The 12,749-nt window shown below is 66.2% G+C and carries 14 protein-coding genes; 5 read left to right on the top strand and 9 right to left on the bottom strand.

Translation table 11 applies throughout. The features are described from left to right. Window positions 1–4: 4 nt before the first annotated feature. On the top strand, window positions 5–415 hold the full coding sequence (locus ACT3S6_RS03930) for a hypothetical protein (protein WP_444553852.1): 411 nt from the start codon (window positions 5–7) through the stop codon (window positions 413–415). Between the two features lie 78 nt (window positions 416–493). Here ACT3S6_RS03930 and ACT3S6_RS03925 read toward each other — a convergent pair whose 3' ends face one another. From ACT3S6_RS03925 to ACT3S6_RS03890, 8 genes are all read right to left on the bottom strand, one after another. Beyond that, entirely contained in the window at window positions 494–2,152 is a 1,659-nt protein-coding gene (locus ACT3S6_RS03925) for a cryptochrome/photolyase family protein (protein ID WP_444553851.1), read from the bottom strand. Further along, window positions 2,149–3,003 (bottom strand): prenyltransferase, encoded by an 855-nt coding sequence (locus tag ACT3S6_RS03920; RefSeq protein WP_444553850.1) that lies wholly within the window; start codon window positions 3,001–3,003, stop codon window positions 2,149–2,151. The genes ACT3S6_RS03925 and ACT3S6_RS03920 overlap by 4 nt, the downstream gene beginning before the upstream one ends. Further along, the gene (locus ACT3S6_RS03915; RefSeq protein WP_444553849.1) at window positions 3,000–3,314 is read right to left on the bottom strand and encodes a lycopene cyclase domain-containing protein; all 315 of its coding nucleotides are present in this window, start codon (window positions 3,312–3,314) and stop codon (window positions 3,000–3,002) included. Before ACT3S6_RS03915 ends, ACT3S6_RS03920 begins: the two co-directional genes overlap by 4 nt. Then, entirely contained in the window at window positions 3,311–3,673 is a 363-nt protein-coding gene (locus tag ACT3S6_RS03910; protein ID WP_444553848.1) for a lycopene cyclase domain-containing protein, read from the bottom strand. The genes ACT3S6_RS03915 and ACT3S6_RS03910 overlap by 4 nt, the downstream gene beginning before the upstream one ends. Then, on the bottom strand, window positions 3,670–5,409 hold the full coding sequence (crtI, locus tag ACT3S6_RS03905; protein ID WP_444553847.1) for a phytoene desaturase family protein: 1,740 nt from the start codon (window positions 5,407–5,409) through the stop codon (window positions 3,670–3,672). The genes ACT3S6_RS03910 and crtI overlap by 4 nt, the downstream gene beginning before the upstream one ends. Then, a complete protein-coding gene (locus ACT3S6_RS03900) occupies window positions 5,409–6,293 on the bottom strand; it encodes a phytoene/squalene synthase family protein (protein WP_444553846.1) in 885 nt (294 codons plus the stop codon). Before ACT3S6_RS03900 ends, crtI begins: the two co-directional genes overlap by 1 nt. Window positions 6,294–6,295: 2 nt before the next feature. Beyond that, on the bottom strand, window positions 6,296–7,354 hold the full coding sequence (locus tag ACT3S6_RS03895) for a polyprenyl synthetase family protein (protein ID WP_444553845.1): 1,059 nt from the start codon (window positions 7,352–7,354) through the stop codon (window positions 6,296–6,298). Between the two features lie 77 nt (window positions 7,355–7,431). Further along, the gene (locus tag ACT3S6_RS03890) at window positions 7,432–7,989 is read right to left on the bottom strand and encodes a MarR family winged helix-turn-helix transcriptional regulator (RefSeq protein ID WP_444553844.1); all 558 of its coding nucleotides are present in this window, start codon (window positions 7,987–7,989) and stop codon (window positions 7,432–7,434) included. A gap of 105 nt (window positions 7,990–8,094) precedes the next feature. Between ACT3S6_RS03890 and ACT3S6_RS03885 the strand changes: the two genes are divergently transcribed. Both ACT3S6_RS03885 and ACT3S6_RS03880 read left to right on the top strand, forming a co-directional pair. Beyond that, window positions 8,095–8,907, top strand: coding sequence for a tryptophan-rich sensory protein (locus ACT3S6_RS03885; RefSeq protein ID WP_444553843.1), 813 nt, complete (start codon window positions 8,095–8,097; stop codon window positions 8,905–8,907). A 55-nt stretch (window positions 8,908–8,962) separates the two neighbouring features. After that, on the top strand, window positions 8,963–10,429 hold the full coding sequence (locus ACT3S6_RS03880) for an SDR family oxidoreductase (RefSeq protein WP_444553842.1): 1,467 nt from the start codon (window positions 8,963–8,965) through the stop codon (window positions 10,427–10,429). A gap of 21 nt (window positions 10,430–10,450) precedes the next feature. Here ACT3S6_RS03880 and ACT3S6_RS03875 read toward each other — a convergent pair whose 3' ends face one another. Beyond that, a complete protein-coding gene (locus ACT3S6_RS03875; RefSeq protein WP_444553841.1) occupies window positions 10,451–10,924 on the bottom strand; it encodes an Lrp/AsnC family transcriptional regulator in 474 nt (157 codons plus the stop codon). A 397-nt stretch (window positions 10,925–11,321) separates the two neighbouring features. Between ACT3S6_RS03875 and ACT3S6_RS03870 the strand changes: the two genes are divergently transcribed. Together ACT3S6_RS03870 and ACT3S6_RS03865 are read left to right on the top strand one after the other, a co-directional pair. Then, on the top strand, window positions 11,322–11,537 hold the full coding sequence (locus tag ACT3S6_RS03870; RefSeq protein WP_444553920.1) for a helix-turn-helix domain-containing protein: 216 nt from the start codon (window positions 11,322–11,324) through the stop codon (window positions 11,535–11,537). Next, complete coding sequence (locus tag ACT3S6_RS03865) at window positions 11,524–12,678, top strand: alanine racemase (RefSeq protein ID WP_444553840.1); 1,155 nt, start codon at window positions 11,524–11,526, stop codon at window positions 12,676–12,678. The genes ACT3S6_RS03870 and ACT3S6_RS03865 overlap by 14 nt, the downstream gene beginning before the upstream one ends. Window positions 12,679–12,749 lie beyond the last annotated feature (71 nt).

Genomic DNA, 12,749 nt, shown 5'->3' with positions numbered 1-12,749 from the left:
GGTCATGAGCGTCGCACCGGATCGTCAGCAGCGTGCAACGGGCAGGACGATGCATCTCGGCGAGGACATCCTGCTGGCCCGCCATGGTGATCGCATCATCCAGCTCCGTCAGGATCGCAAGCACGATCTGACCATCGCCCGCCTGCAGGGCGGACGCACCGACTGGGCCGCCAACACGCTGGCCGGGCTCACCGAACGCGTCCCCGAATCCCCGGCGATGCGGATGGGGCGTCTGGCCGATGATTTCAAGACGGACAAACTCCCCATGCCGAGCGACGAGGTCCGCTTCCTGGCCAAGCTCGGGGTCATCTGGGGCGGCCTTTCGCTGGCCTTGAGCGCCGGGATCCTCTGGCTGACCTACCAGTCCGCCAACCCCGATCTGATGCAGTCGATGATGGGCGCCACCGGCTCCTAGCCCTGGTGCTGGCCGCAGAGCAGCCCTTTCAACAGCGCTCCAGCTGCGGCCGAAGAGCCTGCGACCTGCCGCGGGGTGTCACCGACGTCGAAGGCGCTCTTCAAGACCGCGGTCGACTCGATGGACCCCGAGTACGGATCGGGAAGCAACATCGCCGGGCTCGGGATGGTGTTCATCCTGGGTATCGCGGTGCTTGCCCTGGGTGTGGTCGTCATGTTCTACATGCGGTGGCGCTACCCGGCCTTCTTCCAGGGGCCACCTTGCGCCGAGCCAAATAGCCCGATGCATGCTAGACTTCTTGATCCGGTCGTAATCCGCCAACGCCCGCCGACGGGACTCGGAGAGGTCCTCGAGGGGCTCGGGATAGTCGGGAAGTGCTGCGTCCGGGACCCAGCGGGAGACATACCGGCCATTCGCGTCGAAGCGCTTGGCTTGGGTTTGCGGGTTGAAGATCCGGAAGAACGGTGAAGCATCGGCGCCGGAACCGGCCACCCATTGCCAGTTCGCCGGGTTGGACGCCTGATCGGCATCCACCAGGGTCTCCCAGAACCATTGTTCCCCGACCTGCCAATGCACCCCCATGTTCTTGGTCAGGAAGCTGGCGACCAGCATCCGCACGCGGTTGTGCATCCACCCGGTTTCCCACAGCTGACGCATGCCCGCGTCGACCATGGGCAGCCCGGTGCACCCCGCCTTCCAGGCGTCCACGGGTTCCTCCGAGACGGCCTGCTCGGTGGTCGCCGTCGGGCTGCGGATACCGCGCAGCCGGGCCGGTGTGGCCGACCCGGGTTCCGTCGGCCATCTCCAGTCGAAGCCGTCGAAGACCCGCCGTAGGTTCGCTTGGGCCAATTCCGGGTGGTGGAAGAGCTGATGCCAGCAGAACTCGCGCCATCCCACCTGCCGCAGAAAGGCCGCAGCGCCAGCCGTGCTCGGGCCGGGAGCCTCGGAGAGGGCATGCCAGAGTTGGAAGGGGCTGATGTGTCCCCAGCGAAGATACGGCGACAGTCGACTGGTGCCGGCGATGCCCGGGAAATCATGCCCCTCTTCGTAGTCGGCCACGGCCTCCTCGCTGAACTCCTCCAGCAAGCGCCAGGCGGCGGCCTCTCCGGGGCTCCAATGGGTCGCGAGTTTTTCCGGCCAGGTGGAACCGGCAGGAACCAGTGTCCAGGTAGCCAGATCGTCCGAACCGATTGCGGGGATCTCCTTTCCCGGCCGCGGATCACGTGGGTTGGCGCCAACTGACGGGGCTTCCATCGGGTGTCGGAAGTCCAGTTTCTTGAGCTGGTTCCAAAACGGCGTGAAGACCCGGTACTGCCCGCCCTGACCGGTGGTGACCTTCCACGGTTCGTGAAGGAGCGAGGCCTGGAAGCTCTCGGCATGGACTCCGGCGACCCGACTGTTCTCCTTGACCGCCGTATCCACTACCCGTTCTGGTTCCCAGTACCTGCGGTTCCAATAGATGCTCTCCGGGTTCAGCTCCTGCACCAGAGCCGACATGACCGTGGCCGCCGGGCCACGGCGCAACACCAATTGGATGCCCCGGTCCGCGAGATCGCTGTGCAGACCGGTCAAGGCCTGATGCAGCCACCAGCGGGCGGCCCCACCCAGTGGGTGCAGCCCCTCCGATTCCTCGTCGAGGATGTAAACGGCCACGACCCCGCCGTCGTCGGTGGCCGCCAGGAGGGCGGGGTTGTCGGCGAGGCGTAGGTCGTCGCGAAACCACATGATCGAACTCATCGGATCCCCACATACCAGATCAGCAGCATGGTCACGCAGAACCCTGTGAAGTAGTTCAACCACAAAAAGCGGCGCCATCCCCGGTTGGCGACCCCCGATCCGGCATCGTCAACACGCAGGAACTGCAGGACGTTGGCCGCATACGGCAAGGCCAACAGCCCGGCCAGGGGCCCGGGCCAAGCACTGGCTAGCATCAACAGTCCGGCGGCAACATAGGCAGCGGCAGCGGCGACGACGGTCGGGCGGGCGCCGAGCACGGTGCCCACCGAGCCCAGGCCCGCCTCACGGTCCGGGACGATGTCCTGCACCGACCCGAAGGCATGACTGGCCATCCCCCAAAGGAAGTAGGCCGCCAAAAGACACCACAGCCCGGGGGTGAAGGTGGCCCCGGCCAGGACCAGCCCGTACAGGGCAGGGGAGACGAAGTGGATGCTGGAGGTGGCCGAATCCAGGAAGGGGCGTTCCTTGAACCGGAACACCGGGGCGCTGTACGCATAGACGGCGAACAAGGACACCAGCAGGACCAGGTTGGCGGGCCAACCGCCCTGCGTGGCCAGGGCAAGGACGAAGGGCAGCGCGAACAACGCCGAGGCCCACAGGATCGTCCGGTGCCGGGTTCGATCCACGACCGCCCCTTCGGCCCCGCCCTTGCGGGGGTTCAGCAGGTCCGATTCGTAGTCGAAGACGTCGTTGATCCCATACATCGCCAGGTTGTACGGCAGCAGGAAGAACAGTGTCCCCACCACCAGGATCCAGTCGATGCCACCCGTGGCCAGCAGGTAGGCAGCCGCGAACGGGTAGGCGGTGTTGACCCACGAGACGGGGCGGGAGGTGGCAATGAGGTCCTTCATGGGTCCTTTCGGGGACGGGGATCCAACAGCAACCAAGCCGAAGGCAGCAGGATGGCGGCCCCCAGAGGATAGGCGAAGTCCTCCAACGGAGCCAGACCGACCCTCGGCCCGGCCAGCGTCTCGGAGGAGTAGTCGAAAAGCCCTGAGCCGATCATGACGTTGTCGAAGACTGCCGTCAGGATCAACAGGGCGAAGACACCGACCAACATCGCCGTCATCCGACGGCGATCCAGCCGACGGGCCAGGGAGGCCCCGAGCAGTGTCAGCAGGGACAGCCCCAGAAAGAAGTAGTTCAGTGCCAGATAGCTCACGAGCCCACCGGTCCTTCCTGCACGGTGGCCCGGTGGCCTGTCTTGTCCCGGGCCAGGTGGCGAAGCCAGAGAATGCATCCGGTGAACGCGATCATGGTCTGGTAGCTCAGGAACAGCAGGAAGACCGGCTCCTCCAAGGGAAGCTGGTCGGCCAGCATGATGCCGGTCATCAAGGGGGAGTCGCGGTGCAGGAAGATGCCCGCAGCGATGGCCCATAGATCCCAACTCAGGAAATAGACGATGCCCAGGGCCAGGACGAGCGCCGCCTTCCAAGGGCGTGACCAGAAGAACAGGCCGAAGCGGGCATCGAGCAGCGTCATGCAGCCGAGCAGAAACAACAGGATCAGCAGATAGGTCATGCCGTTCTCGCCGGGGATTCGGCATTCGCCCTGGTCGTTCGAGGCCCGGGCACCGGCAACGCGCCCCGGAACGTCTGCCCGCGGATGGCCTTGAGGACCAGTTCGGCGCTGATCATGCACATGGGGACCCCGATGCCGGGGCGGACGGAACTTCCGGCGTAGAACAGACCGTCTACCTTGGCGCTGCGGATCCCCGGCCGCAGGAAGGCGCTCTGGCGCAAGGTATGGGCAGCACCCAGTGCACTGCCCTTCCAGGCATTGAAGTTCTCCACGAAATCCCCGGGACCGTAGCTGCGCCGCACGACGATCCGCTCACGCAGGTCGGGGATCTCCGCCCATTCGGCGAGCTGGTCGAGGGCGGCGTCGGCCACCCGTTCCACCATGGGCGCCCCGGTGCCGTCGGCGCCACCGGCACCCCAGGCCTCAACGGGCGGGGAAGGGACGAGGATGAAAAGGTTCTCGTGCCCGGCCGGGGCAACACCGGCATCGGTTTCACTGGGTTTGCAGACGTAGATTGATGTCTGCGAGGCCAGGTCCTCCCCGGCGTCGATCCGGCCGAAGTTCTCCCGCCAGTCGGCGGTGAAGAGCAGGTTGTGGTGGACCAATTCATCGAGGTTTCCACGGATCCCCAGACAGACCAGTACCGCACTGGGGCCCGGGTCGCGCCGCCGCCACATCCGTTCGGGGTGGCTCTGCCTTCCGGGCGGAAGCAGCGTGGTCTCGACATGGTGCAAATCGGTGGCGGCCACCACGTCGGTGGCCTGGATTACCTGCCGGGCCCCGGCGGCATCGGAGTATTCCACGGTATCGACCACGGCACGCCGGCGGGACCCGTCACGGGTGGTGATCCGTTGCGCGGTGGCGTCGGTGATGATCGTGACGCCTGCGGCGCGTGCAATGGCTTCCATGGCATCGACGAGGGCGGCGAATCCGCCCTTGGGGTAGAGGACGCCGTCGGCGAGATCCAGGTGGCTCATCAGGTGATACATCGCCGGCGCCTTGAAGGGGGTGGTCCCCAGGAAGACCGCGGGGTATCCGAGCAACTGGCGTTGGCGCGGGTCGCGGAACCTTGCGCTGATGAAGGCGTTGAGGTTCGTGGCCAGCAGCCGGGCCATGTCCACCCCATGGCGGAGCACCATGGGGTGGGCCAGCCCCGCCAAGGTGCGGAAGTCGTCGTAGAGGAAGTGCTTCTTGGCCAGCGAGTAGGTCAGTTCCGCTGACTCGAGATAGGACCGCAGCTTCTGCCCGGACCCGGGATCCATGGAATCGAAAAGTGCCTCGACGTCGGCTCGGCCGGTGCGCACGTCCACCGGCTCCTGGTACGCCTCGAAGAAGGTGCGGTAGGCGGGGGCGAGCTTCACGAGGTCGAGTTGCTCGTCGGCACTGGTTCCCATGAGCCGGAACCAGTGGTCGATGACCTCGGGCATGAGGTACCAGGAGGGGCCGGTATCGAAGGTGAAGCCGTCGACCGCATGGCGTCCGGCCCGTCCTCCGAGTTGTTCCCCGCGTTCCAAAAGCGTGACGTCGTGACCGTCGCGGGCCAATAGGCCAGCGGTGGCCAGCCCCGCGATGCCGCCGCCGATGACCACGATCCTGCGGGTTGCTTGGCCCGTCGGGGACGAAGGGCCGGTGGTGGGGGCCGAGCCGGTGGGACCGCGCCTGTTTCGTCGTGCGGCCCGGGCGGCGGGGTCGTAGTAGCGTCGTGCGGCACGACGTCGGAATGAAGTCCAGCTCATCAAACTGCCTTTGCCTTGCGCGGGGACCGTGCTGCGATGGCACGCAGCGCGATCGAAGCTTTCTCGGCTCCCGGGACCCGGATCCTGCGTTGGAGCAGGTGCTCTGCGGGAGCTGCGTCAAGCCGATCGACCAGGGCCACGAACAGCCCGTGGGCCAAGCCAACGGCCCGCCGGGCGCCGGGGGCCAAAAGGGGAAGGCCCGCCTGCGCTTCGATGAGTTCCGAGCGGATCTGGGCGATCAAATGGTCCTTGGCCGCCTCGTCGAGGGGCGCGGTGCCGGAGGCGGCAACGTAGTTGCGTCCCAGTTCCTCGCCGTCGGCCGCCAGATCGCGCAGGAAGTTGACTTTCTGGAAGGCTGATCCGAGGCTGCGTGCCGCCCGTTCCAGTTCCTGGTCGTGGCCCTTGCTGGCTCCGGGCATGGTCTGGAAGACGCGCAGGCACATCAGTCCCACCACCTCGGCGGAACCATAGATGTATTCCTCCAATGAGTCGGCATCATGCCGGGTGACCGTCAGGTCGGCTCGCATCGACGCAAAGAACGGTTGTGTCAGGCTTGCCTGGATCCCGCAGTCCCGGGCCGTGCCGGCGAAGGCGTGGACCACCAGGTTGGTGCTGTACCCCGACAGCATCGCCAGCTCGGTCTCCTGTTCGAGGCGGTTCAATTGCTCGCCCACGGCGACGACATCCAGACCGGCGGCAGCCGCTGCGCCGTCCACCACTTCGTCGGCGACACGAACCAACGCATAGATGTTCTCGATGTCCCGGCGGGCCCGGGGGCCCAGCATCCGGCAGGCGAGACCGAACGAGGAGGAATAGCGGGAAATCACGACGCCGGCACTTCGGCCGGCCGCGTCGGAGTATTTGGAGAGGTCCTCGATGCTCATGACTACTTCTTCCGATTCAGGACATGTTCGCCGATCGTGGCGAGCTCGTCGAGGATCGCCGGAGTCAGCTCGAGACCCCGTGCCTCGTTCAAGGCGGAGGTGACCAACTTCGACGCGAGGGCCCGGGCTCGGGGTTCGGCGCCGCTATCGGCCAACGCCGAACGCACCTCCTCGATGCCGGCACGACCGGCAGCGTAGGCATCCCGGGCGTAGCGGAACCCGTGGTGGCCTTCCGCCTGGGCCGTCAGCACGGTGCGTTTGCCCGAGCGTAGGTCCGAGTCGATGGACTTGCCGGTCTCCTGGGGGTTCCCGAAGGTCCCCAGGACGTCGTCGATGATCTGGTAGGCGGTTCCCAGGTTCCGGCCCAACCCGCCCAACCGTGCCGCCAGACGTGGCGGCGCGCCAGCGAGCAACGCCCCGGCTTGCAGCGGGGCTTCGAAGGAGTAGATGGCGGTCTTGAGCCGTTCCATGTTCAGCACATCGGATTCAGGTGTCCTGGCCGGGGAGAGGGAGAACACCAGGTCATCGAGTTCCCCGGCGGCTGAAGCCAGGAGCGCGGAATGCACCACGTCGAGGATGGTGCGGGCGTTCGGGGAGCCGGCCGAGGCCAAGGCCGCCAGGCGAATGGAACCAGCCAGCAGGATGTCGCCGGCGATGATGGAGGCTGAATGTCCTGCATGTTCGGCGGTCCCCGAGGCATGTCCATGGGCCAGTGCATCGTCGCGATACCCGGCTCCCAGGGTCGGGACACCGCGACGGACGAAATCACGGTCGATGACGTCGTCGTGCATCAGCAAGGCGGCGTGAAGCATTTCGAATCCGGCACCGAGTGTGGCTGCTGCCTCGAGATCCCGGCCTCCAAAGGCCCGGAAGGCGACGTGGACCAGGTGGGGTCGCGTCCGCTTGCCGCCGTGCAGGGTGGCTTCCAGTCGCCGGCACAAGGCGTCGTAGTTCCGTGAGTTCAACCCCGGTGCCGCACGGTCCGCCCGTTGCTCCGCATCGAGTATTCGTTGCACCATCTCGTCGAAGGAGGGGGAGGCCTCCTGGGGCGAAGGCGCCATGCCGGTTGATTCAGGAGGCGGCCTCGTGCACACGCTTCCGGATGAGCCTGCGTGTTTCCACTCATGGAGTTCGGTACTCATGTCCCATCCTCCGTCTTCTTCGCCTTTGCGGTGGGGCCGGCGGTGGTGGGTCCGCCGGTTTCCTCCGACTGCTCCTGGTGTTCCTGGGCCATCGCGTCGATCCGTTCCTGTACGGCATCCGCTGCTCCCTGCAGATAGCGGGTGACGGCCTGCTGTTCCTTGTCGTCCATCTCCCGCACCAGGGAGTCGGTTTTCAGGATCATCGGCATGAGTTGCGCCATGGCCTCGCGTACCGAGGAGTCGGTGGGTTTGACCAGGACCCCGCGGCGGTCGGTGGGGTGGGGGACGCGTTCGGCATGGCCCGCTTTTTCCAGCCGGTCGATGACGCTGGTGATGGCCGCCGTGGTCAGGTGGAGGGCCCCAGCCAATTTCGAGGGTGTCAGCGGCCCCAGCTGCATGAGTTGTTGCATGGCCTGGAAATCGGTGTCGTTTGTTTTCAGGTGCATCCGCATGCGGTATTCCATGACGTCATTGAGCACCAGGATCCTGCGCAGGTGCACTGATGCCGGGTGCATTCGGCTCGCCGGGGAGGTGGGTTGCTCATTCTCTGCCATGGGTCCAGCCTTACTTGATAATAAGAAAATCTAGCTACATACTTGTGCATGAATCACCATTTGTCGAGTGCGACTCCTCTGGAGACGATGAAGCAGGAGCGAAGAATGCCGACCACGACAGCACGCTCGGGCACCCTGGCCCCATTGCTGACGGCTGCCGCCATGGCCTTGGCCATCGCCGGGGCCTTCCTCGGAAGCGGCGCCGTGGTCGGGACGTCGGTGCAGGATGTGGCGGACGGCTGGCTGTCAGCGGATGGCACCATCCTGGCACCGGGGTCGGGTGCCTTTTCGATCTGGAGCATCATCTATCTCGGCCTCCTGCTCTACGCCGTGGTCCAGTTCCTGCCCTCCCGGCGGGATGATGCCCTTCACCGCAAGCTCCGAGGATGGGCGGCGGCGTCCGGCCTGCTCAACGCCCTGTGGCTCGGGGTGGTCCAACTGGGATGGTTGGGGGTCAGCGTGGTGGTGATCTTCGCCCTTTTGGCCACGCTGTGCGTCATCCTGGTGATCCTGCGGCGCACCCCGGAGTCCAATCTGCTGGACCGGGTTGTTCTCGGTGGCACGTTTGGCCTCTATCTGGGGTGGGTGTCGGTGGCCGCAGTGGCCAACGTCTCGGCCTTGCTGGCCTCCTCCGGGTTCACGGGTTTCGGGCTTCCGGTGCCGGTCATCGCCGGTGCCGTCCTACTGGTGGTCGCAGCGATCGGCGTGGGAACCGCGGTGTACTCGCGCGGTCGGCTGGGACCCGGTGTGGCGCTGGCGTGGGGATTGGTCTGGATCACCGTCGGCCGCAGCGACGGCGGGCTGGAATCCACCCCCGTGGCCGTCACTGCGGCCAGTGCCGCAGCCCTCGTCCTGGTAGCCGTCGTGGCGGCACGACTGGTCACGCACGGGCCGGCAGCCGAGGTCGCGCGGTCGTGACAGCTGTTCGTTGAACCACCAGTTTTCAAGAGCACCACCGACGAAGGAGAAGCAGATGAGCCGCATTGCCGTGGCCGGAGCCACCGGATACGTCGGGGGCCGGTTGGTTCCGCTATTGCTGGAACGGGGGCACACCGTGCGGGTGCTGACCCGCAATCCCGCCAAGCTCCGCGATATTCCGTGGGCCCATCAGGTGGAAGTCGTCGAAGGGGCCCTCGAGGACGCCCGGGCCGCGCAGCAGCTGGTCGAGGGGGTCGACGTCATGATGTATCTGGTGCACTCCATGGGTGGGGACGCCTCCTTCGAACGAATCGAGCGTAGCTGTGCGCTCAACGTGGCCCAGGCCGCGCGCGAAGCTGGTCTGAAGCGGATTGTCTACCTCTCCGGGCTCCACCCCGAAGGTGAGCTCAGCCGCCATCTGGCCTCCCGCAAGGAGGTGGGTGAGATCCTCTCCACCTCGGGAACCCCAACGGTGGTCTTGCAAGCCGGACTACTGATCGGCTCAGGATCCGCCAGCTTCGAAATGGTCAGGCACCTCACCGACGTCCTGCCGGTCATGCCCGCGCCCCGCTGGGTGAGGAACCGGGTCCAACCCATCGCCGTCCGGGACGCGCTCTACTATCTGGTCAATGCCGCCGAGTTGCCCAAAGGGGCCGCCGGAACCTTCGATATCGGCGGGCCCGACGCCCCGACCTATTCGGAGATGATGCGCGGTTATGCCAAGGTCGCGGGTCTGCGCCAACCCTGGGTGATTGCGCTGCCCGTGCTCACCCCGTGGCTCGCCGGCCAGTGGGTCAATCTGGTCACGCCCATTCCCCGCGCACTGGCCATCCCGCTGGTGGAGTCGTTGCAGCATGACTGCGTGGTGAAGGACCGGCGCATCGATGATCTGATTTCTCCTCCCGAGGGCGGCCTGACCGGCTATGAGCGGTCGGTGGAGTTGGCTCTGATCAAGATCGAGGCGGGGGCCGTGGAGACGTCCTGGGCCAATGCCGAAGTACTGGCGGAGCCGGCCGAACCCTTGCCGAGTGACCCGGAATGGGCCCGGCGGACCGTTTTCACCGACGACCGGGAACGGGCCTCCGACGCTTCCCCCGAGCAGGTGTGGAAGGTCATCGAGGGCATCGGTGGCGATAACGGCTGGTACTCCATGCCCCTGGCCTGGTCGGTCCGTGGCTGGATGGACAAGCTGGCCGGTGGTGTCGGGCTGCGTCGTGGGCGCAGGAGTCAAACGAACCTCATGCTCAATGACGTCGTTGATTGGTGGCGCGTCGAGGCCATCGAGCCCGGGAAGTCACTGCTGTTGCGCGCCGAGATGAAGGTGCCCGGTGGCGCCTGGCTGGAGTTGAGGGTCGAGCCGGCGCCCGGGGGCGGAAGCATGTACCGTCAGCGGGCGATCTTCTTCCCCCGCGGCTTATGGGGTCGGCTCTATTGGCTGGGGGTTCTGCCCTTCCATGGGGTCATCTTCAAGAGCATGGTGGACCGCGTGGTCCGCGCAGCGCATCAACGCTCCGGGGCCTGAAACCCACTGCCTTTCGACGGATCAGGGTTCGTGGAGCAGGCCGGTGGTGCGGTAGGGGATGACCTCACGCAGGAACATCGACGTCGAGGTGCGCGTGATGCCCGGGCAGAAACGGATGACCTCACTGACCCGGTACAGGTCATCCGGGTCCGAGGCCACGACCCGGATGAGCAGGTCGGTGTCACCGGCCGGCGCGAAGCATTCGAGCACCTCGGGAATGTCCCGCAACGCAGCGATCGCCTCGTCCAGCTTGGACTGGTCCAATTCCGCGGAGACGGAGGCGGAGACCCCGCGGCCCAGGGCGGCAGGGGTGACGCGACTGCTGTTGGGACGCAAGGCACCCGAGGCTGCCAGCTTCTCGAGGCGGGATTGTACGGTCCCACGAGCCAGGCCCAGCCGCTGGGCCAGCATCATGATCGGGATGCGCGGGTCCTGGTCCATGGCGGCCAGGATGCGGCGATCCGTGGTGTCGAGTTGATATCGCTCGGGTGTCACCCGGTGCTCCTTTGCTGGGGTGCTGCGGATGGCCTCGGCCGGATGCCGGTCAAAATGACCAACGTTCTCCGCGAACGGAATCCAAGAGTAGTCATATTGATCAATCAAAATCAATACTGTTGCGCGGTCTGACCGGCGAATGGTCTATTGATGAGAGGAACTGGGCAATGCCACAAGCATTCGAAGGTCAGGTTGACGGTTCGGCGGCACCACCAGCGCTTCCGGAACGGTACGGCCCAAGAAGCCCCGCAACCAATAGTCCACTACGAGTATGGCCCGCGAGATTCCCCCAGAGGGAATCCTGCGGGCCTACGTGACGTGACCCCTGATTGTCCCCACGTGCTCCTAATGACTGGAAACGACGTCAAACACGGGCTAACTTCGAGATATGAGATTCATGCGTCTGGAAGACGTCGCCGAGGAGTTGAGCGTGAACATGCCCCAGGTTCGTTCGCTGGTCCGTAGCGGCGAGCTCCCCGCCATCAAGGTCGGCGGGCGGGGCGTCTGGCGCGTGGAGCGCAGCGAACTCGAGGCCTATATCGAGCGTCAATATGTCGCCACCCGCGAAGGGCTCAAACAGGGCGGTGGCATCACCAGTGATGGAAGCCGCTAGGGGCAGCAAGCTCCCCGCCGTCGTCCCCTCGACGCTGCAGACCCCCGAGGTCCTGATCGACCTCGATATCCTTCGCCGGAACATCGACGCGCTGGGGCGGGCCGTTTCCGCACGGGGACAGCGACTGCGTCCCCATGCCAAAACCCATAAGATCCTGCAGATCGCGGCCATGCAGCGGGCCGCCGGAGCAACCGGACTCACCGTAGCGACCCTCGGGGAGGCCGAGGTCTTCGCCGACGCCGGCGTGGAGGACCTGTTCATCGCCTATCCGCTCTGGGTGGGCGAGCCGATGGCACCCCGATTGGCGGCACTGGCCCGACGGACCCGGTTGCGCGTCGGCGTCGATTCCCTCGAAGGAGCACGGAACCTGGCCTCCCGACTGGGCGAGGAAGCAGCTACGGCCGGCATCATGATCGAACTCGACAGCGGACACCACCGCAGCGGCGCGGATCCGCAGGAGGCCGCGTCCGTTGCCGTGGCGGCCCGCGAGGCCGGGCTGCGCATCGTGGGCTTGTTCACCTTCCCCGGGCACAGCTATGGCCCCGGCGCCTCCGCGGGCGCCGTGGACGACGAATCCCGGGTTCTGCGTCAGGCCGCCGGTTCGCTGCGGGCCGCCGGCTTCGAAGGGTTGGAGCTCAGTGGCGGTTCAACCCCGACGGCCTATGCCTCGGAGCCCGGCGCGGCCACCGAGGTCAGGCCCGGGGTCTATGTGTTCAACGATGCCCAGCAGCTGGAAATGGGCCACTGCGACGTCGGGGACATCGCGTTGACGGTCGCGGCAACGGTCGTCTCCCGGCGGGACCGCCCCGAGGGCGGTGGGCAGGTGGTGCTCGATGCCGGGTCGAAGGTCCTCGGAGGGGACCGCCCCGCCTGGGCCACCGGATTCGGGCGGATCCTGGGTGCCCCACGGGCGCATGTCTCGGCACTATCGGAGCACCACGGGACCGTGGAGTACCCGGCGGGAAGTCGGCTTCCGGGCCATGGGGAGGTCCTGCAGGTCATCCCGAACCACGTGTGCCTCGTGCCGAATCTCGTGGATGCGGTGACGGTGGTCCGGCGGAAGGACGGCAGGACCGGTCCGGAGGCCGGTTACGACATAGTCGACCGCTGGATCGTGGCTGCGCGCGGCCGCAATAGCTGAGCCGGGGCCGGCATGTTTTGTGTTGACCCCTTGGAGTGCGTTAAGCTGACGGACGTGGTATCAGCGTGTGA

The sequence above is a fragment of the Arthrobacter sp. AOP36-C1-22 genome (assembly GCF_052377515.1).
Lineage (GTDB): Bacteria > Actinomycetota > Actinomycetes > Actinomycetales > Micrococcaceae > Arthrobacter_H.
This window is presented reverse-complemented; position numbering and strand designations above follow the sequence as displayed.

What these genes read in the sequence shown, in the direction of transcription:
- ACT3S6_RS03930 (WP_444553852.1), top strand. Translation starts at nt 5, where the DNA reads ATGAGCGTCGCACCGGATCGTCAGCAGCGTGCAACGGGCAGGACGATG.
- ACT3S6_RS03925 (WP_444553851.1), bottom strand. Translation starts at nt 2,152, where the DNA reads ATGAGTTCGATCATGTGGTTTCGCGACGACCTACGCCTCGCCGACAAC.
- ACT3S6_RS03920 (WP_444553850.1), bottom strand. Translation starts at nt 3,003, where the DNA reads ATGAAGGACCTCATTGCCACCTCCCGCCCCGTCTCGTGGGTCAACACC.
- ACT3S6_RS03910 (WP_444553848.1), bottom strand. Translation starts at nt 3,673, where the DNA reads ATGACCTATCTGCTGATCCTGTTGTTTCTGCTCGGCTGCATGACGCTG.
- crtI (WP_444553847.1), bottom strand. Translation starts at nt 5,409, where the DNA reads ATGAGCTGGACTTCATTCCGACGTCGTGCCGCACGACGCTACTACGAC.
- ACT3S6_RS03900 (WP_444553846.1), bottom strand. Translation starts at nt 6,293, where the DNA reads ATGAGCATCGAGGACCTCTCCAAATACTCCGACGCGGCCGGCCGAAGT.
- ACT3S6_RS03895 (WP_444553845.1), bottom strand. Translation starts at nt 7,354, where the DNA reads ATGGCGCCTTCGCCCCAGGAGGCCTCCCCCTCCTTCGACGAGATGGTG.
- ACT3S6_RS03890 (WP_444553844.1), bottom strand. Translation starts at nt 7,989, where the DNA reads ATGGCAGAGAATGAGCAACCCACCTCCCCGGCGAGCCGAATGCACCCG.
- ACT3S6_RS03885 (WP_444553843.1), top strand. Translation starts at nt 8,095, where the DNA reads ATGCCGACCACGACAGCACGCTCGGGCACCCTGGCCCCATTGCTGACG.
- ACT3S6_RS03880 (WP_444553842.1), top strand. Translation starts at nt 8,963, where the DNA reads ATGAGCCGCATTGCCGTGGCCGGAGCCACCGGATACGTCGGGGGCCGG.
- ACT3S6_RS03870 (WP_444553920.1), top strand. Translation starts at nt 11,322, where the DNA reads ATGCGTCTGGAAGACGTCGCCGAGGAGTTGAGCGTGAACATGCCCCAG.
- ACT3S6_RS03865 (WP_444553840.1), top strand. Translation starts at nt 11,524, where the DNA reads ATGGAAGCCGCTAGGGGCAGCAAGCTCCCCGCCGTCGTCCCCTCGACG.